This window comes from Nonomuraea sp. NPDC048881, from assembly GCF_040649795.1.
Lineage (GTDB): Bacteria > Actinomycetota > Actinomycetes > Streptosporangiales > Streptosporangiaceae > Nonomuraea.
On record NZ_JBEZGC010000003.1, the window covers coordinates 186,652 to 211,170 of the forward strand.

Below are 24,519 nucleotides of genomic sequence, written 5' to 3' on the forward strand. Positions count from 1 at the left end.
GCGGCCGCCGGTCAGCCGGCCGCCGGCACGGTGTACTTCCCGGCCAGCTCCGACACCGCCGCCTCCTTGAGGATGACGGCGCCGCCCACCGCCTGCTTGTCGGGCTTGACCACGTAGGAGGCGCGCGAGGCGGGCCGGTCGAAGACGCTGAAGTCCATCGGCGTGCCGCCCAGCCCGGCCTCCCACGACTTCTGCGACCGGTGGGCCGCGACGATGCCCGCCCGGCTGAGGTCCTTGGCCTGGCACGCCTTGCGCAGCGCGTCGCCGACGATGATCGCCGCGGTCCAGCCGGCCGCCACGCCGCTGTCCAGGGGCTGGCCGGCGTACTTGGCCTGATAGTCGGCGATGAGCTTGGCGTAGGCGGGCAGCGGCGCGCTGATCGGGGCGCCCGCGGTCACGTAGAAGAAGTCCTTCAGCAGCGCCGGCGCGGCCGGGGTGGCCAGGAGCTGCGGGCTGTAGGCCGAGTTGCTGCCGACGAACGGCACGTCCATCCCGGCGGCCAGGGCCACGCCGACCAGCGAGGCCGCCTGGCGCGGGCCGACCGAGACCAGCACGGCCCGCACGCCCGCCTTCTTGAACGCCGCCACCTGCGCGGTCATGTCCTGGTCGGTCGCCTTGATCTTCTGCTCGACCAGCGTGAGCCCCAGCTCGCCGGCGGCGTACTTGGACCCGGCGAGGGCGCTCTCGCCGTAGTCGCCCTCGAAGTACAGGTGGCCGATCCGGTCGCCGGCCTTGACGCCCTTCTCCTTCACCAGGAAGTCGACGGCGTTGATCATGTCCACGTCGTAGGTGGTGCCGGTGACCTGGATGGCCTCGCTGCCGAGCAGGCCGGTGGCCCACGCCATGGGCAGGGTGAGGATCTTGTCCGCGGTGATCCGGTCCTTGAGCGCGGTGACCATCGGCGAGCCGATGAACTGCGGGATCGCGGCCGTCTTCGGCGCGACCTCGGCGTAGGCGGCCATCGCCTTCTGCGCGTCGTAACCGTGGTCGCGGACGATGGTCTCGATCTTCCTGCCGCAGACGCCGCCGCTCTGGTTGACCTGCTCGAAGTAGAGCTGCTGCGCCTGGGTGAGGCTCTTGCCCAGCGACGCGTAGGGGCCGGTCAGATCGGTGAGCAGGCTGAGCGTGATCGTGTCGGCGGTGACGCCGGGGCCGGTCCTGACGCCGTCGCCGCCGGCGGCGGTGGCGGTCGCCTGGCCGCCGCCGGTGGCCTTGCCGCTGGCGCAGGCGGTGGCCGCCAGCCCCAGCGCCAGCAGCGCGGCCAGGACGGCCGTGCGGTTACGGGACATGTGAGCTCCTGGTCTTCGGGGACGGATCCGGTGACGGTGAAGCGGACGGGCGGCGCCCCGGTGACCGGCGGCGCAGGACGCGCGGCAGGCCGAGCAGGCCGCCCGGGAGGAAGAGGACGACGGCGACGACGGCGGCGCCGTACATGATGCGGGCGGCCTCGGCGGGGGACAGGCCGCCGCCGGAGCCGGACGGCGACACCAGGGGGATGGCGTCGCCGTAACGGGTCAGCAGCTGCGGCAGCAGGGAGACGAAGACGGCGCCGAGCACCGCGCCGCCCACCGAGCCCAGGCCGCCGATGACGATCATCGCGAGGTAGTCGAGGGAGAGCAGCATGCCGAAGTAGTCGGGCACGGTCCGCTGGAAGACCAGGGCCAGCAGCACGCCGGCCAGGCCGCCGTACATGGACGACAACACGAAGACGCCGGCCCGGTAGCGGGTGACGGGCACGCCCATCACCCCGGCCGCGATCTCGTGGTCGCGGATCGTGTTCAGCGCCCTGCCGGGCCGCCCGCGCAGCACGCCGCGGGCGAACAGCGCCGCTCCCAGCAGCGCCAGGCCGCCCAGGAACCACAGCCGCTCCAGCGCGCCGAACGGCACGTTCATGACGACCAGCTCCGGCCCGTCGGCGAAGGCGAACCCGAAGACCTCCATCGCCGGCACGGCACGCCCGTTGAACCCGCCGGTGACCGGCCCGGCGTTGAACAGCAGATGCTGCCCGCCGAAGATCAGCGCCAGCGTGGCGATGCCCAGGTAGGCGCCCTTGAGCCGGCCCGCGATCGGGCTGAACAGCCCGCCCGCGACCCCGGCCAGCGCCACCGCGAGCATGGCGGCCACCGGCGTCGGCAGGCCCAGGCCGCCCAGCGACGCGGTGGGCTCGGCGGCCAGGTAGACGTAGGCGTAGGCGCCGACGGCCAGGAAGAAGGCGTGGCCCATGGACAACTGCCCGGTCGCCCCGGTCAGCAGGTTGACGCCGATCGCGCCGATCGCGGCCGCCATCGCGAAGAGGCCCGCCTGCAGCCAGAACCCCTCCAGGTAGAACGGCACGGCGACGAAGACGGCCAGGGCCACCAGTGACCCGACGGTTCTAGACACGGGCCCGCTCCCGCGTCCCGAACAGCCCGGCGGGCCGCAGCAGCAGCACCACGACCATGACGAGGAACGGCGCCACGTCGCCGATCCCGCGGCCGAGGAAGGCCAGGTCGTTCTGGTAGCCGGTGGTCAGGGCCTCGGTGACGCCGACGATCAGGCCGCCGGCCAGCGCGCCCGTGGTGGAGTCCAGGCCGCCGAGTATCGCGGCGGGGAAGGCCTTCAGCGCGGCCAGCGAGGAGCCGCGGTCCAGGCCGGGCGTGGGGAAGACGCACAGGAACAGCGCGGCCACCGCGGCCAGCGCCCCGGCCACGGCCCACGCGCTGACCGAGACCCGGCCGAGCCGCACGCCCATGAGCGCGGCCGTCTCGGGGTCCTCGGCGGTGGCCCGCATCGCCACCCCCCACCCGGTGTACTTGAACGCCAGCAGGAACGCCGCGATCAGCACCCCGGCCACGACCAGCGCGACGACCCGGGTCTCGGCGACCGTGACCGGCCCGAGGCGCAGCACCCGCGAGCCCCACGGGTCGCCCATGGCCAGCACCTCCGTGCCGATCCGCCGGGTGAGCTCGGTGGTCAGCACGATGTCCACGCCGATGGTGACGATGGCCAGCACGCTGTGCGAACCGGCCTTCGAGCGGCGGATGACCAGGAACTCCACCAGCGCCCCGATGACCGCCGCCGCCGCGACCCCGGCCAGCAGGGCGGGCCAGAAGCCGAGGTGCGGATGCAGCCGCGCCACCACGTACCCGCCGGCCAGCAGCAGCGAGGCGTGCGCGAAGTTCACCACCTCGGTCGCCTTGAAGATGACGACGAAGCCCAGCGCGATCAGCGCGTAGACGGCCCCCAGCGAGACCCCGTTGACGAGCAGCTCCACAAAAGTGATCACTCCGTCTCCTCCACGCCCAGATACGCGCCGATGACCGCCGGGTCGTTCTGCACCTCGGCGGGCGGCCCGTCGGCGATGCGGCGGCCGAAGTCCAGGACGGTCACCCGGTCGGCCAGCCGCATGACCATGCCCATGTCGTGCTCGACCAGCAGGACGGAGACGCCCAGGCTCTCCCGTACCGACCTGATCAGCCCGGCCATCTCCAGCCGCTCGCCGCCGTTCATCCCGGCGACCGGCTCGTCCAGCAGGAGCAGGCGTGGCTCCATGGCCAGGGCCCTGGCCAGCTCGACCCGCTTCTGCACGCCGTACGGGAGCAGCCCGACCGGCGTGTCCAGCACCGCGGCGAGCCCGGCGAAGGCCGCGATCTCGGCGATCCTGGCGGCGTGCGCGCGCTGCTCGCGGCGCGCGCCCGGCAGGCCGAGCCCCGCGGAGACGAACCCGGCCCGGGTGAGCCGGTGGCGGCCCAGCAGCAGGTTGTCCCGCACCGGCTGGTGCGGGGAGAGCGCGATGTTCTGGAACGTGCGGGCGACGCCGAGCGCGGCGATCCGGTGCGGGCGCAGCGCGGTCAGCTCGCTCGCGCCGAACCGGACGCTGCCCGAGGCGGCCCGGCAGACGCCGGACAGCACGTTGAAGCAGGTGGACTTGCCCGCGCCGTTGGGGCCGATGAGCGCGTGCACGGTGCCGGGCGCGACCGTGAAGCCGACGCCGTCCAGCGCCGTCAGTCCGGCGAAGCGGACGGTCACGTCGCGCACCTCCAGGGCGGGCATACCATCCGGTTGGTATGTCGGGGTCACGCGGACCACCTCGGCAATCCGGCCCTCGCCTGCGGGGCCGGGGTCCCGTCGTCCACGCCGAGGTAGCGGCGGCGCACCTCGTCACCGGCGGCCAGCTCGGCCGCGGGCCCGGCCAGCGCGACCGCGCCGACCTCCAGCACGTACGCGTGGGAGGCCAGCGACAGGGCCGTGGCGACGTTCTGCTCGACGAGCAGGATCGAGGTGCCGGCGGCGTTGATCGCCCTGATCGTGGCGGCGATCGTGGCGGCCGCCCGCGGGGCCAGGCCGAGCGTCGGCTCGTCCAGCAGCAGCACCGACGGCTCGGCCATCAGCGCCCGGCCGATGGCCAGCATCTGCTGCTCGCCGCCCGACAGCAGCCCGGCGCGCTGGTGCGCGCGCTCGGCCAGGACCGGGAACAGCTCGCGCACCCGCCGCCCGGCCCGGACGGCGGCCGCGCGCGGCGTGCCCAGGCCGCCGGCCCGCAGGTTCTCCTCCACCGTCATGCGGGCGAACACGCGGCGGCCCTCGGGCACGTGCGTGACGCCGCGCCGCACCACGGCCGCGGCCGGCTGCCCGTCCATCCGCGCCCCGGCCACGCTGACGCCGCCCGCCGCGATCCGGCCCCGGTGGAACCGGAGCGTTCCCGAGACCGCCCGCAGCAACGTCGTCTTCCCGGCGCCGTTCGCGCCCAGCACGGCCACCACCGCCCCGGACGGCACGCTCAGTGACACGCCGTCCAGCGCCCGGACGGGACCGTAGTCCACCACGAGACCGTCCACGCTCAGCTCGGCCATTCGTCTTCCTCACAGGACCCCATGGCGGCCCACCCAAACCGGCGGGCGGGGCCGCCGTCCAGATGCGGCGGCGAAGTCGGGCTCGCTGCCCACCGCGGCCGGGGGCCCGTTGTGCAGCCGCACAACGCGAGGTCACAAAACGCTACAGAGCCTTGTTCTGGAACGGCGGCCGGTGGCAGCCTCGGGGAATGCGTCCCCCTACGGTCGTGGACGAGGACGTCCGCCAGACGTTACGCACCGCAGCCAGGGCACTGCTCGAACGCCTGCCCGAACTGACCGGCGAGCTGGTCGCCAGGACGCGCGGCGGCGACGACGTCTACAGCGCCTGCGTCCCCTACGACGAGCACTGGAAGAGCACCCTCGAAGGCGTGCGCCTGGGCCTGACCGCGATCCTGCAGGAGCCGTCCGAGCGGCGCGACCTGGTCTTCACCCGGTCGATGGCCCAGCGCAGGGCCGAGCAGGGCCTTCCGCTGGAGTCGCTGCTGCGCATGTACCGGCTGGCCGGCCAGGTGACCTGGTCGGCGATCGTGGACCACATGGAACGCGAGCGCCCCGACCGCCTCGACGTCCTGGTCCGCGCCGCCAGCCACGTCTGGCACGCGATCGACCGGCAGTCGCTGGTGGCCTGCGACGTCTACGGCCGGCGCGAGCAGGAGATCCTCGGCCGCAGCAAGGAACGCGTCAACGCGCTGCTGGACGCCCTGCTCGACGGCACCGCCGACGCGGGGGTGGTGCGCGCCGCCGCCGACTCGCTCGGCCTGCCCGAACGCGCCCGCTACGCCGTCGTCACCGTGCGCTTCCCCGGCGGACGCCACCACGACGACGTCCGGCTGCCCGCGACTCTGGGCGCGCTGCGGCTGCTGTGGCGCATGCGCACCGGCCACGAGGTCGCCGTCGTCGCGCTCGGCCGGGCCACCCTGGACGACCTGTGCCAGGAGCTGAGCCTCATCGTCAGCGGCGTGGCCGGCGTCAGCCCCGTCGTCACCGGCCTGGACGAGCTGGGCACCGCGCACGAGCTGGCCTCCCTCGCCATGCGCACCTGCGCCGACGGCGGCCCCGAGATCGCCCGCCTGGACGAGCGCGTGCCGGCCGTGCTGATGATCAGCCGGCCCGGCGTCACCGGCCACCTCGTCGAAGGCGCGCTCGGCCGGCTGCTCGCCCTCGACCCGGCCGACCGCGACACGCTGCTGACCACCCTGGAGACCTGGCTGGCCTGCGACGGCTCGGCCGCCAGGGCCGCCGGCCGGCTGTTCTGCCACCGCAACACGATCATCAACCGGGTCCGCCGGATCGAGCAGCTCACCGGCCGCTCGCTCACCCGCCCGCGGGACATCGTGGACCTCGCGCTGGCCCTGGACGCGGTCCGCCTGCTGCCCCCGCCCGCCAGGTGAGCCCCGGACGGGCCGTCTCAGGGGGCGACGGACGGCGTCAGGCCGCCCGCGTGCACCAGCGAGATCGTCCGTTCCAGGTCGGGGGTCAGGTAACGGTCGTCGCCCAGCGGCGCGACGTATCGCCTGAGCTCGTCGTGCAGGGCGCGGGTCGCCGTCCCGAGCGGCAGGCCGGCCATCTTCGCCGCGATCAGGTCGATGCCCTGCGCCGCCATCAGGTACTGCACCGCCAGCACGATCTCCAGGCGGTCGAGGTTGGCGTGCAGGTCGCGGGCCGAGGCCATGGCCATCGTGTTGTGGTCCTCCTGGCCGTCCTTGACCGGACGCGACAACGTGCCCGCCGGATGGGCCCTGACCTGCATCTCCGGGACCACCGCCGCGGTCACCGACTGCGCCTGCACCATCCCGGAGTTGAGGCCGACGCTCCCGCCGGCCAGGTTCGCCGGCAGGCCATAGCTCCAGCGGGGTGACAGCAGGCGTCCGGACAACTCCTGCGACAGGACGCCGAGGTCGGTGATCTCGGCGTTCAGGCTGTCGGCGAGATGGCCCATGATCGAGCCGTCCCAGTTGCCGCCCATCACGAACTCGTAGCCGGGGCCGCGCTCGCGCCGGAAGACCAGCGGGTTGGAGGCCGAGGAGTTGGCCTCGCGCGCCAGCGTCCGGCGGGTGGCGGCGAGCACCTGCCGCAGCCCGGCCATGATGTGCGGGGCCGCGCGCACCGAGACTGCGTCCTGCACCCGCGGCTCGTAGTTCGCCGGGTCGAGCCGCCTGCGGCCCTCCTCGGTCATCCAGCCCGAACCGGCGACCATGGTCCGCAGCCGCGCCGCGACCGCGTCCTCCTCCGGGATGTGCCGCTCGCGGTGCGTGCGCGCGTCCAGCGAGCCGCGCTCGGCCCTGGTGGCCTCCATGAACAGGGCGAAGGCCCCCTCCGCCTGGTCGGCGAGCACCGTGGCCCGGTGCACGGCGTGCATCAGCGTGGCGGCCAGCACCGTGCTGCCGCTGACGATCGGCAGCGCCTCCCCGGCCTCGAAGGTGAAGCTCGCGGGCAGCCCGGCCCGCGGCAACATCCGCGAGGCCGGCCCGGTCTCGCCCTGGTAGTGCACCGGCGCGTCCTCGCCCAGCGCGGCCAGCCCGGCCGCCGCCTGCGGCTGCAGGTCGCCGGTGCCGAGCGAGCCGATCTGCGGCATCACCGGCACGACCCCGGCGTTCACCAGGGACAGCAGCCGCTGCGGCACCTCGGGCCGGACGCCCATCTTCCCCCTGGCCATCTGGTTGGCCTTGAGGACCAGGGCCAGCCTGACCACGTCGTCGGGGAAGGCCGGGCCGACGCCCGCCGCGTGCGAGCGCAGCACGTTGCGCTGGAACTGCTCGGCCTCCTCCGGCGAGAGCGGGCGGTCCTTCAGCGGGCCGAGCGCCTGGTTCCAGCCGTACACCCGCTGGCTGCTCAGGGCCGCCAGCGCTCCCGCCCGCGACTGCGCCATGCGGGCTCGCGCGGCGTCCGACACCCGTGCGAGCACGGGACGGCCGGCCAGGATCGCGAAGGCGTCCCGCAGCGCGAACCGGCCGCCGTCCAGCACCAGGTCCAGCACCGGCGCCCGCGCGGGCACCGGCGCCGCGACCGGGGGCGCCACCGGGGGAGGGGCCGGGACGGCGACGGCCCGCTCCGGCACGCACACCGCCGCGAGCAGGCCGACACCGGCGGCCATTCGTCCTGCTTTGCTGATCGACACGGTCCCCGGCCCCTTCACCACGAAGATCCACTCCGCTCCGTTTATAACCGGCCGGACGGACGGCGCCGGGCACGGCTCCGCACCGGGGGACGAGTGCTGACCGGCCCTAGGGCAGGCGCTTACCTCCCGCCCTGGACGCCACCGCGACGTGCGGCCGCCCGGTGATCGGATGCGGCCCCACATGCGCCAGGACGCCGAAGACCTCCTCGATGAAGGCCGGGGTCAGCACCTCCAGGGGCGGCCCCTGCCCGGCGACCCGGCCCTCGCGCAGCACGACGATCCGGTCGGCGTAGGCGGCGGCCTGGTCCAGGTCGTGCAGGGCGGCCAGCAGCGTCAGGCCGAGCGAGCGGATCAGGTCCAGCAGCAGCAGCTGGGACCCGACGTCCAGGTGGTTGCCCGGCTCGTCCAGGATCAGCAGCGGCGCCTCCTGGGCCAGCGCGCGGGCCAGCAGCACGCGCTGCCGCTCGCCGCCGGACAGCGTGGTCATCAGCCGGTCGGCCGCCCAGTCCATGCCGACCCGTTCCAGGGCCGTGGCGACCACCGCCCGGTCGCCCGCGCTCTCCCGGTCCAGCGCCCGCTTGTGGCTGTGCCGCCCGGCCGCGACGACCTCGGCCACGGAGAACCCCTCTCCGGCCGGGTTGTGCTGCGGCAGGACCGCCCGCCGCCGCGCGGCGTGCCGGGGCCGCATCCGCCACAGGTCGTCGCCGTCCAGCCGGACGACGCCGCCCGACGGGCGCAGCGACCGGTAGACCGTGCGCAGCAGCGTGGACTTGCCGCTGCCGTTCGGCCCGACCAGTGCCACGAACTCGCCGGGCCCGGCGCTCAGCGTGACGTCGGTGACGATGGGCCGCGCGTCGATGCTCGCGCTGACGCCCGCGAGGTCAAGCCGCATCGCCGCCGCCTCCCGCCCGCCGCCTGCGCAGCAGCCACAGGAAGAACGGCACGCCGAGCCCCGTGGTGAAGATGCCCACCGGCAGCTCGTTCGGCCGGTCGGCGATCCGCGCCGCCAGGTCGACCAGCACCAGGAACACCGCGCCGGCCAGCAGCGAGACCGGCAGCACCCGGCGGTGGTCGGCCCCGACCACGAACCGGACCATGTGCGGGACCATCAGCCCGATGAACCCGATGCCGCCGACCACGCTGACCACCGTCGCCGTCAGCAGCGACCCGGCCGCCAGCAGCCCGATCCGCAGCGCCGCGACCGGCACGCCGATCGCGACCGCGGACTCCTCGCCGGCCAGCAGCGCGTTGAGCGCCCGCGCCTGCGAGGACAGCCAGGCCACGCAGCACACGACGAGCAGCGCGGGCACGCCCAGATCCGCCCACGACGCCCCGGCGACGCTGCCCATCAGCCAGAACATCATGCCCTGCAGCTCGGTCGGGTTGAGCTGGAGCTGCACGAACGTGGTGGCCGCCGAGCACAGGTAACCGACGGCCACGCCGGTCAGCACCAGCCACGAGTCCAGCAGCCTGCCGGAACGCTGGGACAGGACGTACACCACCAGCGCCGACAGCAGCGCGGCGGCGAAGGCGGCCCCCGTGACGCCGAGCGCGCCGGTCAGCCCGGCCAGCGCGCCGCCCCCGAGCGCGGGCACCAGCACGGCCCCCAGCGACGCCGCCGACGACACACCCAGCACGTACGGGTCGGCGAGCGGGTTGCGGACCAGCGCCTGCAACGCGACCCCCGCCACCGACAACGCGGCCCCGGCCAGCGCGGCCAGCAGCGCCCGGGGCGTGCGGATCTCCCACACGACCTGCGCGAGCAGCGGATCGGCCTGCTCGCCCCGCCCGGTCAGGTACGCCCACACCACCCCCCACACCTGGTCCGGCGGCAGGTTCACCGACCCGGCGGAGATGCCGATCACCAGGGCCACCACCAGCGCGGCCCCGAGCCCGACCAGCAGCAACCCGGTCGCCCGCCCGGACACCGCGTGCGGCCGCCGCGGCGGGACGGGGACGGCGCGGCGCGGCGGCGCGGTCAGCGTGTCAGCCACCGGGATGCACCACCTTGGAGATCTTCTCCACGGCCCAGGCGTTCAGCGGCCCGAGATAGACGCCGTCGGAGACGACCGTGTAGCTCCTGGACCTGGCCGCGGCCCAGTGGGGGTAGGCGGCGAACAGCTTCGCCGCCGCCTCCTCGCCCTTCTCCTCGGGCGTGAACAGCCCGACGACCAGCACGTCCACCTCGGCGGTGGCGAGCTGCTCGCGGTTGAGGGTGCGCGTCATGTCGGCGGTCTGGCCGGCGAAGGCGTTGACCCCGCCGGCCGCCCTGATGACGTCGTCGTAGATGCCGCCGGTCATCACGGCGGGCAGGCCGTTGGCGTTCATCATGGCCATGCCGGGATAGGCGATCAGCACCTTCCTGGGCGGCAGCGCCGCGACGCGGGCCCGTACCGACTCCACCCGCGCCCGCAGCCGCCCGATCAGGTCGAACGCCTCGCGCTGCACGTCGAACACCCGCCCGAGCAGGCTGAGGAACTCCAGGGAGGAGTTGATCGACTGGTTGCGGTAGGCGCGCTTCTCCTGCTCGGTGGCCTCCGGCTTGCCCATCGCGCAGTTGACCGGGTTGACCAGCGAGGTGATGCCGGCCGCGGCGAGCTGCTCGCGGGTGGCGAAGCCGCGGGCGGGGTCGAACCCGCCGGACCAGGTGGAGACCACCAGGTCCGGCTTGAGCTTGAGCACCTGCTCGGCGGGCACGTCGAAGTTCTTGTTCATGGTCAGCCCGCCGGTCGGCAGCGCCTTGATGCGGGCCGTCATGGAGGGGTCGTCGGACACGCCGTAGCTCTGGGCGTTGGCCAGGATGCTGCGCTCCAGCCCGAGCAGCAGGAAGCTCTCCACCTCGCCGACGCTGGTGCCGTTCAGGATCAGGACGCGCTGCGGCGGGCGGCGGAAGGTGACCCGCGTGCCGCAGTTGTCGAAGGCGAGGGGGTAGACGGTCCGGCCGGCGGAGGCGGCCGCGGTGGCCGCCTCTGTGGCGGCCTCTGTGGCCGCCTCTGTGGCCGCCTCGGTGCCGGTCGCCGCGGGCGTGCCGCAGGCGGCGGCCAGCAGCACGAGCGCGACCGCCGAGGCCCGGCGGGTACGGGAAGGTCTCATGGGTGATGTCCTCTGAGTCGAGTCCGGAGGCGCGCACGCCGGACCGGCCCCACGGCGGGGGCGGGCACGGCGGTGAGCCGGGATTGTCGTCGGAGGAACCGCGGCGGACGGGCGCGCGAAGGACCGCGGGCGCGCCTAGGCGGGCAGGCCCACGACCGTCGGACGGACCGGCCATCGCGGCTCCGGTCCACCCGCGGGCGGCCCCCGCAGCACCAGCACGTGCCGCAGGAACAGCCGCACGCGCGCCGTGACGTCGTCGCGCCCGCCCACCGGTGTGCGCGCCGGCGCGGCCCACCCGGCCACGACGAGGAACAGCACCAGCAGCGGGCGCAGCACCCACCCGGCCAGCTCGCGGACCAGGGCGCACAGCCCCGACTCCACCCAGCGCAGCCAGACCGACGTCAGCAGCACGCTCGCCGCGTGCACGAGCAGCATCCCGAACCCCGGGGCGCCCGTGTCGTGCGCGTGGAGCACGCTCGCGGGGGCGGCGACGGGTGCGGGATGGTCGCAGCTCAGGGAGAGCAGCAGGTGCAGGACGACCTGCGAGGCGCCCGTGGCGGGCACGATGGCGGGCAGCGTGCGCTCACGCCCGGTCAGCGCCAGGGCCGGCGCGAGGACCAGCAGGAACCCCGCCAGCAGCGCCCCGGGGTCGAAGCAGCCGCCGCCCGCCAGGTGGGCGAGCGCGGCCAGCGCGGCACACGTGCCGGCGAAGCTCGCCGCACGCAGCCACCGCACCAACGACCATGGACCCATCGAGGCCAGATCCTCCCACACGCCCGGCTCGCCCGCTCCGCACGGGTGCGCGGGGTGGGCGTCGGGCTGGGGGAGGGGGGAGTCGGGTGGGCGCGCGGCCTGGGGACGGGGTGCTCATCGGTGGGGTGGGCGCGGGCTGGGGGCGGGGTGCTCATCGGTGGGGTGTGCGGCGTGGCCGGGGCGGCGTACGCTCCGGTTGTGACCCTCCGGTTGACTGCTCCGCCGCCTGACGACCGCTCGACGACGAGGGCTCCGTGAGGAGCCGCACATGACCGGCCTCGGCCCGCGCGCGGTCCTCGTCCCCGACCTGGGCGAAGACCTGGCCCGCGCGGTGGGCGAGCTGGAGAGGCTGCTGCTGGTGCTGCGCGCCGCCGAGTCCGTGGGCTCGCCGCTGCCCGGCCCGCTGGCCGGCGGGATCGCGCTGACCGCGCTGCGCCGGCTCTGGCGCGCGATCGGCCCCACGCAGGGCAGGCGCGCCGCCGCCGCCCGCCTCGCCGGTCGCCTGTACGCCCCAGGCGGCCAGGTCGAGCACGTGCCACTACGCCTGGTCGACGTCGACCCGCTCGACGTGGCCACCCTGTCGGCCGCCGCGGTGGCGCTCGGCCTCGGCGCGGTCGGCAGGGGCGTGGTCCGCCAGGCCCTCGACGCCGTGTGCACCGGCCTGCCCGCCACCGAGCTGGTGTCGTCCGCCGCCCGGTTCACCGGGCTGCTCGACCTGGCCGACACCGCCGACTCCATCGTCCTGCGCGAACGGCTGGCCGCCGCCGGGCCGGGCGCCGACGTCGTCCTGACGCCGGAGGCCGAGCGCGCCTACCAGGCCACCGCTGACCGCCTCAACACCATGTGGCCCGCCACCGGCACCGCCGCCTCCCCGTGAACCGCGCGGTTCACGGGGTCTGGGGAGCGGCGGCGGCGCGGTCGTGGGTGAAGGGCCGGGGGAGGCGCAGGCGGGCGCGCAGCGGCAGGCCCGACGGGATGAACGCCTCGGCCTGGAGCGCCGCGACGCCGATCCTCGGCAGGTCGCGGGCGTTCGGGTAGACGACGAAGCGCGGCTCCCAGATCGGCCGGAACTTGGCGTTGAACCGGTACAGCGACTCGATCTGGAACCAGTGCGACAGGAAGACCAGCACCGACCGCCAGGCCCGCAGCACCGGCCCCGCGCCGAGCCGGTCGCCGCGGGCCAGCGTCGAGCGGAACATCGCGAAGTTGAGCGACACCTGCGTGATCCCCAGCGATGGCGCGGCCTGCAGCGTCTCGGCGATCAGCAGCTCGTTCAGGCCCGGGTCGGCGTCGCGGTCGCGGCGCATCAGGTCCAGCGAGACGCCCCGGGCGCCCCACGGCACGAAGTGCAGCACGGCCTTGAGGTCGCCGTCCCGGCAGGCGGTGGCCACCAGGCACTCGGCGTCGGCGGGGTCGCCGAACCGGCCGAGCGCCATCGAGTAGCCGCGCTCGGTCTGGGTGCCGCGCCACAGCCCGGCGGCCCGGCGGATGCGCTCCTTCTCCTCATCGGGCACGTCACGGGCGCGGCGCACCCGGCAGACGTACCCGGCGCGGCGGGTGCGGTTGACCATCTGCCGCACGTTGCGCATCGCACGGCCCTCCAGCGTGAAGCCGTCGACCTCGACGATCGCCTCGTCGCCGATCTCCAGCGCGGACAGCCCCGCCACCTTCGTCCAGACCTCGCCGCCCGTCTCGCCGCAGCCGATGACGGCGGGCACCCAGGCGTGCCGCCGCGCCTCGGCCATGAAAGCGGCGATCGCGGCCGGCCACGCCTCGCGGTCGCCGATCGGGTCGCCGCTGGCCAGCATCACGCCGGAGACGACCCGGTAGGCCACGGCCGCCTTGCCCGACGGCGAGAAGATCACGCTCTTGTCCCGGCGCAGCGCGAAGTAGCCGAGCGAGTCGCGCTCGCCGTGGACGTCCAGCAGGGCGCGCAGACGGCGTTCGTCGTCGGCGGTCAGCTCGGCGGCCGGCCGTTCCGGACGCAGCGCCAGGTAGAGCGTCGTCACGGCGGTCAGCGCGCCCAGCGCGACGAGGGAGAAGTAGACCAGGTCGGAGACGCGTTCCACGGTGAACGTGACCGGCCCCTCGATGCCCGCCAGCCCCAGCGCCACGTGCTCCAGCCGCTCGGCCACGCCCGGACGGCCCACCAGCGCGCCCGGCCGGACGCTCACGATCAGATAGCCGAGCCCCATGTCGATCGCGCCGAGCACGAGCAGGTTCCACAACGCCCGCCAGCGCGAGCGCGGGTCGGGCAGCGCCGTGAACTCCCGCCGGCCGGCCACCAGCACGGCCAGCAGCACGACGCTGATCGCGGCGGTCACCGGCCGCAGGTGCAGCACGCCCATGACGGCGCTCACCGGCAGCAGCACCACCACCGCCCGCCAGGCCCGCACCTTCCCCCGGCGCAGCGCGTGCGCGATCATCACCAGCATGATGCCGACCACCAGCGACGTCGCCCGCGCCACGGTCGTCACCGTCCCGGGCAGCAGATCCGACCACTGGCCCATCCGCGTGTGCTCCAGCCGCGGCGCCACGGCCTTGGCGATGTCCAGCAGGCCGATGACCAGCGACGCGTAACCCGCCAGCGCGGGGATCCAAGGACGCTTCACAAATACCGATTGAAGCTCCTGCCGGTTAATCTCGCCGTTAACCACGCGCTTACGCCGGCCGGGATATTCCTGCTGTTCATGGGACTGACCTCGATCGCGCTGCTGGTGACCACCGCGGTGCTCGCGGTGGCCGGGCTCGCGGCCACCGTCTGGGTGTGGCCGCGGCTGGCCGGGCGGGGCCTGCCGCCGGTGCTGGGCCGGGCCGGCCTGCTGGCGGGCTGCCAGGCGCTCACCGTGGCGGCGCTCGCGCTGCTGGTCAACTACTACTTCGGCTTCTACTCCTCCTGGGCCGACCTGCTCGGCGCCGACACCGGCGCCGCCCAGATCACCGTCGCCGGGGCCGCGGCCGGGCTGCGGGTGCTGGACAGCCGGGCGGTGCCGGGCGGGCGGATCGAGGAGGTCGTCCTGCCGGGCGCGACCACGCGCCTGAGCGAGGAGGCGTACGTGTTCCTGCCCTCGGCCTACTTCAAGGACCCGCGGCGCAGGTTCCCCGCGATCCTCGCCCTGACCGGCTACCCCGGCGACCCGCGCAACCTCATGACCCGCCTCGACCTGCCCGGACGGCTGGCCCACGCCATCGCCCTGCACCAGGTCGAGCCGGCCGTCCTGGTCATGATGCGGCCGAGCGTGGTGTTGCCGCGCGACACCGAGTGCGTGGACGTGCCGGGCGGCCCGCAGGCGCTGACGTACTTCGCCACCGACGTCCGGCAGGCCGTGACCGCGCACTACCGGGCGGCGGCCGGCCGCGACTCCTGGGGCGTGCTCGGCGGCTCGACCGGCGGCTACTGCGCGCTGAAGCTGGCGATGAGCCGCCCTGACGCGTTCTCCGCCGCCGTCTCCCTGTCGGGCTACTACAAGACGATCGTGGATGGCACCACCGGCGACCTGTTCCACGGCGACAAGGCGCTCGCCGACCGCAACGACCTGATGTGGCGCCTGGCCCGGCTGCCCGCGCCGCCCGTGGCCGTGCTCGTCACGAGCAGCAGGAAGGGCGAGGCCGACTACCTGCCGACCGAGCGCTTCCTGAACGCCGTCAAAGCGCCCATGCGGGCCTCGTCGCTGATCCTGCCCAGCGGCGGCCACAACTTCAACACCTGGAACCGGGAGCTGCCGCAGGCGCTGCCGTGGCTGGTCCAGCAGCTCGCGGTGCCCGCCGCGGCCCCCTGATCGAGGCGCCGGATCGGGGCGGGGTGGTTCGTCCGCGCGCCCACGGGGGAGTAGATCTCTCCGTGACCGACCTGTACGCCACCGCCGCAGACCTCGACCTCGCTCCGGCCGGGTTCGTCCGGGCCATCGAGGAGCTGCCGCTGGTCGACCACCACGTCCACGGCGTGGTGCCGCGCGACCTGTCGCGCACCGCGTTCGAGGAGCTGATCACCGAGTCCGACCGGCCGGTGCCGGAGTGGATGACGCAGTTCGACTCCCAGACGGGGTACGCCATCCTGCGCCACTGCGCGCCCGTCCTCGGCCTGGAGCCGCACTGCACGCCGGAGGAGTACCTGGCCAGGAGGGCCCGGCTGGGCGCCGGCGAGGTGAACCGGCTGCTGCTGGGCGCCACGAACGTGGCCCACTACCTGGTCGAGACCGGCTACCGGGGCGACGAGCTCGTGGGCCCGTCCGGCATGGCCGAGCTCACCGGCGCGCCCGCCGACGAGGTGGTGCGGCTGGAGACGGTGGCCGAGCAGGTCGCGGCCGGCGGCTGCGACGCGTCCTCCTTCGCCGACGCGTTCGCGCGGGAGCTGTGGGAGCGCACCGGCGGCGCGCGCGGGCTCAAGAGCGTCGCCGCCTACCGCCACGGCCTCGACCTCGACCCCGAGCCGCCGAGCCGGGCCGAGGTCACCGAGGCGGCCGGGCGCTGGCTCGGGTCCGGCGGCGGTAAGCTGACGGAGCCGGTGCTGCTGCGGCACGTGATCTGGGCCGGGATCGAGCGAGGGTTGCCGATCCAGTTCCATACCGGCCTCGGCGATCCCGACCTCGACCTGCGCCGGGCCGATCCGCTGCTGCTGCGCGGCCTCGTCGAGCGCGCGGAGCCGACCGGGGTGCCGCTGGTGCTGCTGCACTGCTACCCCTTCCAGCGGCACGCGGGGTTCCTCGCGCAGGCCTATCCCAACGTCTACTTCGACGTGGGGCTCGGCGTGACCTACACCGGGGCCCGCAGCGTGGCGCTGGTGGCCGAGAGCCTGGAGCTGGCGCCGTTCGCCAAGATCATGTTCTCGTCCGACGGATGGGGACCGGCCGAGCTGCACCACCTCGGCGCGGTGTTGTGGCGGCGGGCGATGGCGCGGGTGCTCGGCCGGCTCGTGCTGGACGGCGAGTGGTCGGCCGGGCAGGCGATGCGGGTGGCGGCGATGGTCGGGGCGGACAACGCGCGACGCGTCTACGGACTGGGAACACGGGAGGAGAGCACGGGGTGAACGACTTCGGGGGCCGTACGATCAACAGGCCCGTCGACGGAGCCGTCATCGGGACCGGCGGCGTGGAGAGCGCCGCCTACGCGGCGCTGCGGGAGGGCCTGCTGCGGGAGCTGCCCGCGGCGCAGGCGCTGCGCCGCGAGCTGCACGCGGAGCCCTGCCTGTCCGGCCAGGAGGGCCCGACGCGGGACCGGCTGCTCGGCGCGCTGCCCGCCGGGGAGGTCGAGCACGTCGCAGGCACGGGCGCGGTCCTGCGCATCGGCGGTCCCGGCCCGGCGGTCGGCGTACGCGGCGAGCTCGACGCCCTGCCGCTGACCGAGCGCACCGGCGTCGAGTGGGCCGCCCCCGAGGGCGCGATGCACGCCTGCGGCCACGACGTGCACATGGCGGCCGTGGTCGCCCTGGCCAGGACCCTCGACCGGCTCGGCGCCGACCCGCCCCTGCTGGTCGTGCTGCAACCGCGCGAGGAGGGCTTCCCCTCCGGCGCCTCCGACGTCGTGGGGTCGGGCGCGCTGCACCGCCACAAGGTCGGCGCCATGATCGGCGCGCACGTGCAGCCCCTGCTGGCGGAGGGCACGGTCGCCTCCGTGCCGGGGGCGGTCAACGCCTCCTCCGACGAGTTCAGGGTGGTCGTCAGGGGAGCGGAGGGCCACGCCGCCTACCCCCACCTCACCAGGGACCCGGTGGTGGCCATGGCGCAGGTCATCGTCACCGCCCAGCAGGTCGTCAGCCGGGTCGCCGACCCGATGACGCCCACCGTGGTCACCTTCGGCACGGTCAACGCCGGCACCGCGCCCAACGCCGTCCCGGGCGAGGCCGTGGCCAGGGGGACCCTCCGGGCCATGTCCGAGAACTGGCGCCAGGAGCTGCACGAACGTTTCACCCAGGTGGTCGAGGACGTCGCCAGGGCGTGCGGCTGCGTGGCCGAGGTGACGATCCTGCCGGGCGAGCCGGTGCTGGTCAACGACACCGGGCTGGCCGTGCGCGCCGGCGGGCTGCTGCGCGGCCACGGCTGGACCGTGGACGGCGGGCTGCGCTCGTGCGGGGCCGACGACTTCTCCCACTACGCCTCGGTGGCGCCGTCGCTCATGATGTTCGTCGGCGTGGACACCGCCGCCGGCCTGCACACCCCCGAGTTCCTGCCCGGCGACGCGGCCGTGGGCGCGGTGGCCGAGAGCCTGCTGGCCGGCTACCTCGCGGCCGCCTCCGCGCTGCCCGGCCCGGCCGGCGCGAACGGGCTCCTGTTCTCCAGGAACGCCTGAGACCGGGCCCTGCCGGCGCCATTCCTCCAACAACCACGGCAGGGAAGTCCAAGCACCCCAGACGGGGCATCGCTGACGGAACCACCATCAACCCCTACTGTCGGAAGGGATGGATCTCGAAACCTTCGCCCCCGGTTCGGGCCGTCTCGAACCCCGCGCGGCACTCCGCTCCGACGCCCCCGCCCTCGACCTCGGCGGCCTGTGGCGCTTCCGCCTCTCACCCGTGGCCGACGCGCCCGACGACTTCGCCCGGCCCGGCTTCGACGACTCCGCCTGGGACGAGCTGCGGGTGCCGGCCCATTGGCCCCTGCACGGCCACGGCGCCCCCGCCTACACCAACGTCTCCTATCCCTTCCCCGTGGACCCGCCGCACGTCCCGGACGAGAACCCGACCGGCGACTACCGGCGCGCCTTCGACCTGCCGGACGGCTGGCACGGCGGCAGGCTTCGCTTCGACGGCGTCGACTCCTTCGCCAGGGTCTGGCTGAACGGACACGAGCTGGGCTTCTCCACCGGCAGCAGGCTGCCCGTCGAGTTCGACGCCGGGCCGTGGCTGCGTCCGGGACGCAACGTGCTGGCCGTGCGCGTGCACCAGTGGTCGGCCGCCAGCTACCTGGAGGACCAGGACATGTGGTGGCTGCCCGGCATCTTCCGGGACGTCACCCTCACCCGGTCGGCCGCCGACGTGTTCGTGCACGCCGCCCACGACGGCCGGCTGTCCTTCGAGGCCGCCGAGGGCCTGCTGAGCATCCCCGAGCTCGGCGTGCGCGACCTGGCGCCCGGCGTCGAGATCACCGTCGAGGCCGAACCGTGGACCGCCGAGACGCCCCGCCTGTACGAGGCCGTCCTCACCACCCCGCACGAGACCGCACGGCTGCGCGTCGGCTTCCGCACCGTCTCCGTCGAGGACGGCGTGCTCCTGGCCAACGGCCGCCCGCTGCTGCTCAAGGGCGTCAACCGGCACGAGTTCCATCCGGACCACGGCCGCGCGGTCCCGTACGAGACCATGCGCGAGGACGTGCTGCTCATGAAGCGGCACAACGTCAACGCCGTCAGGACCAGCCACTACCCGCCGCACCCCGCCTTCCTGGACCTGTGCGACGAGCTGGGCCTGTGGGTCGTCGACGAATGCGACCTGGAGACGCACGGCTTCGGCCAGGTCGGCTGGCGGGGCAACCCCACCGACGACCCGCGCTGGGCCGACGCCCTGCTCGACCGCATGCGCCGCATGGTCGAACGGGACAAGAACCACCCCAGCGTCATCATGTGGTCGCTCGGCAACGAGGCGGGCGTCGGCCGCAACCTCGCCGTCATGGCCGGCTGGACGCGCGAGCGCGACCCGTCCAGGCCGCTGCACTACGAGGGTGACTGGTCGTGCGCCCACACCGACGTCTACTCGCGCATGTACGCCACCCACGCCGAGGTCGAGGCCATCGGCCGCGGCGAGGAGGACCCGCTCGACGACTCCGCCCTGGACGCGCGGCGGCGCGCGATGCCGTTCCTGCAGTGCGAGTACGCCCACGCCATGGGCAACGGGCCCGGCGGCCTGGCCGAGTACCAGGAGTTGTTCGAACGGTTCCCGAGGCTGGCCGGCGGGTTCGTGTGGGAGTGGATCGACCACGGCCTGACCGATCCTCGCCACGAGTACGCCTACGGCGGCGACTACGGCGAATCCGTCCATGACGGAAATTTCGTCATCGACGGCCTGGTGTTCCCCGACCGCACGCCCTCGCCCGGCCTGCTGGACCTGAAGAAGGTCTTCGAGCCGGTGCGGTTCGAGTTCGGCGACGGCGTCGTGCGGGTGGTCAACCGGCACGACTTCCGCGACCTGGCCCACCTCGCCTTCGAGGCCGTCGTCGAGGACGACGGGCTCGAAGTCGCGCGGTTCCCGCTGGCGGTGCCGCCGTCCGGCGGCGAGGTGCAGCTGCCCGCCCTGCCTCCGCCGCCGGACGGCGCCGGGGAACGTTGGCTCACCGTCCGCGCCACCCTGACCGGCGACCAGCCGTGGGCCGCCGCGGGCCACGAGCTCGCCTGGTCCCAGACCCGCCTGCCGAGCCCCGCCCTTCCCGCCGCCGCCGGTGCGGGAGTCCGGCCGCAGACGTCCGGCGGGCGGCTGAGGCTGGGCGGCGGCGAGTTCGACCCGCGCACCGGCGGCCTGCTGCGCCTGTTCGGCCTCGACGTCGAAGGTCCGCGGCTCGACCTGTACCGCGCGCCCACCGACAACGACCGCTACGGCGGGCTGGACCGGAAGTGGCGGCAGCTCGGGCTGCATCGCCTCACCCACCGCGTGGCCGGGATCGAGACGGGCGACGGCATCACCGTCCGCACCAGGGTCGCCCCCGCCGCCACCGACCTCGGCATGCGCGTCACCTGGACGTGGACGTCCACGTCCGGCTCACTGAACCTGTCCGTGGACGTCGAGCCGGAGGGCGAGTGGCCCGCGCCGATCCCGCGGCTGGGCCTGCACCTGCTGCTGCCCGGGGAGCTCGGCCACGTCACCTGGTTCGGCCGGGGGCCGGGGGAGGCGTACCCGGACACCGGGATGGCCGCCCGCGTCGGCCGCTGGCACGCCGCGATCGACGACCTCCAGACGCCGTACGTCCGCCCTCAGGAGAACGGGCACCGGGCCGCCGTGCGGTGGGCCGAGTTCGGCGGGACGGGGCCGGGCGGGTTCAGGGTCCACGGCGACCCGATGTTCGGCCTGACCGCCCGCCGGTGGAGCACCGCCGAGCTGGCGGCCGCCCGGCACCGCCCCGACCTGGTGCCCGGCGACCACGTCCACCTCCACCTGGACCTCGCCCACCAGGGCATCGGCACCGCCACCTGCGGCCCCGGCGCCCTGCCCCGCTACGAGCTGCACGCCGCCCCGGCCACCCTGCGCCTGCGCTTCACCCGGTCCTGACCCCGCAGGGCACCGGCCGGGGTCCCGCGACCCCGGCCGGGCCGCCCTCCAGGACGGGCGCCCTACAGCGGGATCCACTCCGTGGCGGTCGTGACCTCCTCCAGGATGGACGGGATCGGCTCGACGCCGAGCCCCGGCCCCGTCGGCACCTCCAGATGGCCGTCCACCAGCTCGAACGGCTCGGTCACGTCGGTCGCGAAGTAGCGGCGCGACCCCGAGGTGTCGCCCGGCAGCGTGAACCCGGGCAGCGCCGCGAGCGCCACGTTGGCGGCCCGGCCGAGGCCGGTCTCCAGCATGCCGCCGCACCACACCGCGATGCCGTTGGCCCGGCACAGGTCGTGGATGCGCCGCGCCTCCAGGTAGCCGCCGATGCGGCCCGGCTTGATGTTGATGATCGAGCACGAGCCGAGCGCGATGGCGGCCGCCGCGTGCTCGGCCGACTCGATGGACTCGTCCAGGCAGATCGGGGTGCGCAACTGGCGGGCCAGCCGGGCGTGCTGGACGAGGTCGTCGTTGGCCAGCGGCTGCTCGATCAGCAGCAGGTCGAACGCGTCGAGCCGGGCCAGCCGGCGGGCGTCGGCCAGCGAGTACGCCGCGTTCGCGTCCACCTGGAGCAGCAGGTCGTCGCCGAAGCGCTCGCGCACCGCGCGCACCGGCTCGACGTCCCAGCCGGGCTCGATCTTCAGCTTGATGCGGACGTACCCCTCCTCGACATAGCCCGCCACGGCGTCGAGGAGCTGCGGGATCGAGTCCATGATGCCCACCGACACCCCGCAGGGCACCCGGTCGCGGGCCGCGCCCAGGAAATGGCCGAACGACTCGCCGGAGGCCCGCAGCTGCGCGTCCAGCACGGCGGTCTCCAGCGCGGCCTTGGCCATGCGGTGGCCCTTGATCGGTTCGAGCGCGCGGCCGACGCCGTACGCGTCCAGGGTCGCCGGCAGGGAGGGCAGCAGGAACCGGCGGATCACCTCGGCGGCGCCGTCGACGTACTCGCTGGAGTAGAGCGGCTCGGACATGGCCACGCACTCGCCCCACCCCTCGGCGTCGGGGGCCACCACCCTGACCAGCAGGACGTCCCGGGCGGTCTCGGTGCCGAACGACGTGCGGAACGGCGCCACCAACGGCATCGCGATCCGGCGCAGCTCTACTCCTGTGATCTTCACACTCTCTCCAACTCGGTCGGCGCGCAGGTGCTCCCTGGCGACCGTACGACATGGGGTGACATCAGGGGTTCGTGCCAGGCGACCAAAGGCCGGCGGTTCTTCGTCGCCGAGGCCCATAGCCAGGACGGCCTCAGACGACGAGGCCGGGGGTGCGGGCGATCCGGATCCGGCACGGCGTGTCCTGGCTGAACCGCACCGCCTCCAGCGGCACCGTCACCTCCGGCGTGCGGTACCGGCCGCCGGAGAACGCCGCCGCCACGCGGGCCCGTACCGACTCGGCCGGCATCTGCCCGTCGATGGAGCCGGCGCCGTCGCGCCCGATCTCCGCCACGCACGCGCCCGGCTGCGTGGCCAGCGCCAGACCGGCCACCGTCGCCCCGGCCAGGGCGGACACGTCGCGCCTGGTCCAGCCGTAGTGCCACATGCCGGCCGCCACCACGGGCGCGGCCGGGCAGGCGGGCTCGGTGATCACCACGTCGAGCCCCTGGAGCAGCGCGGCGGCGATCTGTTCGGCGCCCCTGAGCGCCCCGGACCCGATCCGCAGGCCGGGCAGCTCGGGCAGCGGCCCGCCGAGCGTGTAGATCAGCTTGATGCCGGTGGTGAAGGGGCCCGGACCGCTGTCGTGCCAGCCACAGGCCACGACGCCGACCGACGGGGCGGCGCCCAGCGTGCCGATCCGCAGCATAAGGAAATGACTACCCTCTGCGGCCCCCGGTCACACACCGTCAACCCTCCGGACGGCGGATCCGGGCTGGTCAGCGCATGCTCCGGGCGTCGAGGGCGCGCAGCACCCGGGAGACCACCTGGGGGTCGGCCCGCGGGTCGCGGCGGGCGTCCAGCACGGCCTGCCGGGCGGCCGACATCATCTCCTCCTGCACCCGCCGCACCAGCCGGGCCCGCCGCGCCCGCTGCTCGAACGCCTCGCGCCGCTCGTCGTCGGCGGCCTCGGGGCTGATCCGCAGCCCGAGGTCCATCATGCGCCGGCCCAGCAGCTCGACCACCTCCTCGGGCAGGTCCTCGGCCTCGTCGATCTCCCGCAGCCGCCGCTTGGCCGCGTGGGCGGCCCGGATCGCCAGGCGCTTCTCCAGGTCGCGCTCGGCCGCCGTGTCGGCCTTGACGCCGAGCCGCGCCACCAGCCACGGCAGCGTCAGCCCCTGCACCACCAGCGTCACCAGGATGACCGCGAACGCTATGAACACGATCACCGGCCGCTGCGGGAACGGCCGCCCGTCGTGGATGCGCAGCGGGATGGCCAGCGCCAGCGCCACGGACGCCACGCCGCGCATGCCCGCCCACCACATGACGACGGTCTCGCGCCAGCTCATCGGCACCTCGGTGTCCTCGCGCCGCCCCTTCTTGGCCAGCCACGCGGCCGGCAGCAGCCACAGCAGCCGCACGACCACGACGACGCCCACCACGGCGGCGCTCCACCACAGCACCTCGCCGAACCGCCCGTGGACCGTGCCGAACACCGTGTGCAGCTCCAGCCCGATCAGCCCGAACGCGACCCCGGTCACCAGCGTGTCCACCACCTGCCAGAACGTGGACGAGGCGAACCTGCCGAACACGTCGTCGGCGTCCCACATGCGGTCGCTGAGGTAGAAGGCGGTGGTCAGCACGGCCAGCACGCCGGACCCGCGCAGCTCGTCGGCCACCGCGTAGCTCACGAACGGCACCACCAGCGACAGGCCCACCTGCAGCGTCGCGTCGCCCAGCAGCGCCATCAGCTTCCCGGCCGCCCAGCCCAGCGCGAACCCCGCCGCCACGGCCACCCCGGCCGACAACACGAACTCGCCCAGCGCTCCCGGCCAGGAGAACACGCCGGTGACGACCGCCGCGACCGCCACGTGGTAGAGCACGATCGCGGTCACGTCGTTGAACAGGCCCTCGCCCTCCAGCAGCGACACCATGCGCCGCGGCAGGCCCAGCCGCCCGGCCACCGCCGTGGCCGCCACCGGGTCGGGCGGCGCTACCAGCGCGCCCAGCGCCACCGCCGCCGCCAGCGGCAGGCCGGGGACGAGCGCGTGCGCCGTGGCCGCCACGGCCGCCGTCGTCACGAACACCAGCGCCACCGCGAGCAGGAAGATCGGCTGCCAGTTCGCCGCGAACTGCCGCCAGGACGTACGCCGCGCCGCCGCGTACAACAACGGCGGCAGCAGCAGCGGCAGCACGATGGCCGGCGGGATGTCCACGTTCGGCACGAACGGCAGCACCGCCAGCAGGATGCCCAGCAGCGTCATCAGCACCGGCGCGGGCAGCCCCAGCCGCTCACCCAGCGGAACTGTGACCAGCGCGCCCAGCAGCACCAGCATGAGCAGCACGAACTGGTCCACGACGCCCCCCGGTGATCGTCGTCACCCAGCGTAAGCGCAG

Annotated in this window: 20 protein-coding genes; 6 read left to right on the forward strand and 14 right to left on the reverse strand. The window is 74.5% G+C overall.

Annotation, left to right across the window (positions count from 1 at the left end; translation table 11 throughout):
* Positions 1-11: 11 nt before the first annotated feature.
* Genes AB0C33_RS11705 through AB0C33_RS11725 form a run of 5 tightly spaced genes read right to left on the reverse strand, consistent with a single transcriptional unit; the run spans position 12 to position 4,832 of the window.
* Positions 12-1,289, reverse strand: coding sequence for an ABC transporter substrate-binding protein (locus AB0C33_RS11705; RefSeq protein WP_358286310.1), 1,278 nt, complete (start codon positions 1,287-1,289; stop codon positions 12-14).
* Positions 1,279-2,382, reverse strand: coding sequence for a branched-chain amino acid ABC transporter permease (locus AB0C33_RS11710; protein WP_358286312.1), 1,104 nt, complete (start codon positions 2,380-2,382; stop codon positions 1,279-1,281). The genes AB0C33_RS11705 and AB0C33_RS11710 overlap by 11 nt, the downstream gene beginning before the upstream one ends.
* Complete coding sequence (locus AB0C33_RS11715; protein WP_358286314.1) at positions 2,375-3,265, reverse strand: branched-chain amino acid ABC transporter permease; 891 nt, start codon at positions 3,263-3,265, stop codon at positions 2,375-2,377. Before AB0C33_RS11715 ends, AB0C33_RS11710 begins: the two co-directional genes overlap by 8 nt.
* Positions 3,262-4,032 (reverse strand): ABC transporter ATP-binding protein, encoded by a 771-nt coding sequence (locus AB0C33_RS11720; protein ID WP_358286315.1) that lies wholly within the window; start codon positions 4,030-4,032, stop codon positions 3,262-3,264. The genes AB0C33_RS11715 and AB0C33_RS11720 overlap by 4 nt, the downstream gene beginning before the upstream one ends.
* A gap of 23 nt (positions 4,033-4,055) precedes the next feature.
* Complete coding sequence (locus AB0C33_RS11725; protein WP_358286316.1) at positions 4,056-4,832, reverse strand: ABC transporter ATP-binding protein; 777 nt, start codon at positions 4,830-4,832, stop codon at positions 4,056-4,058.
* A gap of 188 nt (positions 4,833-5,020) precedes the next feature.
* On the opposite strand from AB0C33_RS11725, the gene AB0C33_RS11730 reads away from it, so the two are divergent.
* Positions 5,021-6,223: a helix-turn-helix domain-containing protein gene (locus AB0C33_RS11730; protein ID WP_358286318.1), complete on the forward strand. Its 1,203-nt coding sequence runs from the start codon at positions 5,021-5,023 to the stop codon at positions 6,221-6,223.
* A 17-nt stretch (positions 6,224-6,240) separates the two neighbouring features.
* Here the strand turns inward: AB0C33_RS11730 and AB0C33_RS11735 are convergent, their stop codons facing one another.
* The 5 genes from AB0C33_RS11735 to AB0C33_RS11755 form a co-directional block, all read right to left on the reverse strand.
* The gene (locus tag AB0C33_RS11735; protein ID WP_358286320.1) at positions 6,241-7,926 is read right to left on the reverse strand and encodes an aromatic amino acid ammonia-lyase; all 1,686 of its coding nucleotides are present in this window, start codon (positions 7,924-7,926) and stop codon (positions 6,241-6,243) included.
* A 130-nt stretch (positions 7,927-8,056) separates the two neighbouring features.
* Positions 8,057-8,842, reverse strand: a complete 786-nt coding sequence (locus AB0C33_RS11740; protein ID WP_357976647.1) for an ABC transporter ATP-binding protein — start codon at positions 8,840-8,842, stop codon at positions 8,057-8,059.
* On the reverse strand, positions 8,832-9,944 hold the full coding sequence (locus AB0C33_RS11745) for an iron ABC transporter permease (RefSeq protein WP_358286322.1): 1,113 nt from the start codon (positions 9,942-9,944) through the stop codon (positions 8,832-8,834). Before AB0C33_RS11745 ends, AB0C33_RS11740 begins: the two co-directional genes overlap by 11 nt.
* Positions 9,937-11,043 carry an ABC transporter substrate-binding protein gene (locus tag AB0C33_RS11750; RefSeq protein WP_358286324.1) on the reverse strand — a complete coding sequence of 369 codons (1,107 nt, stop codon included), beginning with the start codon at positions 11,041-11,043 and terminating at the stop codon, positions 9,937-9,939. Before AB0C33_RS11750 ends, AB0C33_RS11745 begins: the two co-directional genes overlap by 8 nt.
* A 135-nt stretch (positions 11,044-11,178) precedes the next feature.
* Positions 11,179-11,778 carry a hypothetical protein gene (locus AB0C33_RS11755; RefSeq protein ID WP_358286326.1) on the reverse strand — a complete coding sequence of 200 codons (600 nt, stop codon included), beginning with the start codon at positions 11,776-11,778 and terminating at the stop codon, positions 11,179-11,181.
* A 286-nt stretch (positions 11,779-12,064) separates the two neighbouring features.
* On the opposite strand from AB0C33_RS11755, the gene AB0C33_RS11760 reads away from it, so the two are divergent.
* Positions 12,065-12,673, forward strand: coding sequence for a hypothetical protein (locus AB0C33_RS11760; RefSeq protein ID WP_358286328.1), 609 nt, complete (start codon positions 12,065-12,067; stop codon positions 12,671-12,673).
* A gap of 10 nt (positions 12,674-12,683) precedes the next feature.
* On the opposite strand, the gene AB0C33_RS11765 is transcribed toward AB0C33_RS11760, so the two are convergent.
* Entirely contained in the window at positions 12,684-14,408 is a 1,725-nt protein-coding gene (locus tag AB0C33_RS11765; RefSeq protein WP_358286330.1) for a phosphatidylglycerol lysyltransferase domain-containing protein, read from the reverse strand.
* A 78-nt stretch (positions 14,409-14,486) separates the two neighbouring features.
* Here AB0C33_RS11765 and AB0C33_RS11770 point away from each other — a divergent pair, with 78 nt between their 5' ends.
* From AB0C33_RS11770 to AB0C33_RS11785, 4 genes are all read left to right on the forward strand, one after another.
* Positions 14,487-15,575, forward strand: coding sequence for an alpha/beta hydrolase-fold protein (locus tag AB0C33_RS11770; protein WP_358286332.1), 1,089 nt, complete (start codon positions 14,487-14,489; stop codon positions 15,573-15,575).
* 62 nt (positions 15,576-15,637) lie between these two features.
* Positions 15,638-16,822: an amidohydrolase family protein gene (locus AB0C33_RS11775; RefSeq protein ID WP_358286334.1), complete on the forward strand. Its 1,185-nt coding sequence runs from the start codon at positions 15,638-15,640 to the stop codon at positions 16,820-16,822.
* On the forward strand, positions 16,819-18,081 hold the full coding sequence (locus AB0C33_RS11780; protein WP_358286336.1) for a M20 family metallopeptidase: 1,263 nt from the start codon (positions 16,819-16,821) through the stop codon (positions 18,079-18,081). Before AB0C33_RS11775 ends, AB0C33_RS11780 begins: the two co-directional genes overlap by 4 nt.
* Before the next feature lie 109 nt (positions 18,082-18,190).
* On the forward strand, positions 18,191-20,983 hold the full coding sequence (locus AB0C33_RS11785; protein WP_358286338.1) for a glycoside hydrolase family 2 TIM barrel-domain containing protein: 2,793 nt from the start codon (positions 18,191-18,193) through the stop codon (positions 20,981-20,983).
* Positions 20,984-21,045: 62 nt separating this feature from the next.
* Here the strand turns inward: AB0C33_RS11785 and menC are convergent, their stop codons facing one another.
* From menC to AB0C33_RS11800, 3 genes are all read right to left on the reverse strand, one after another.
* Positions 21,046-22,146 (reverse strand): o-succinylbenzoate synthase, encoded by a 1,101-nt coding sequence (gene menC / locus AB0C33_RS11790; RefSeq protein WP_358286340.1) that lies wholly within the window; start codon positions 22,144-22,146, stop codon positions 21,046-21,048.
* A 130-nt stretch (positions 22,147-22,276) separates the two neighbouring features.
* The gene (locus AB0C33_RS11795) at positions 22,277-22,831 is read right to left on the reverse strand and encodes an acyclic terpene utilization AtuA family protein (RefSeq protein ID WP_358286342.1); all 555 of its coding nucleotides are present in this window, start codon (positions 22,829-22,831) and stop codon (positions 22,277-22,279) included.
* Between the two features lie 70 nt (positions 22,832-22,901).
* Entirely contained in the window at positions 22,902-24,479 is a 1,578-nt protein-coding gene (locus tag AB0C33_RS11800) for a Na+/H+ antiporter (RefSeq protein WP_358286343.1), read from the reverse strand.
* Positions 24,480-24,519: the final 40 nt, after the last annotated feature.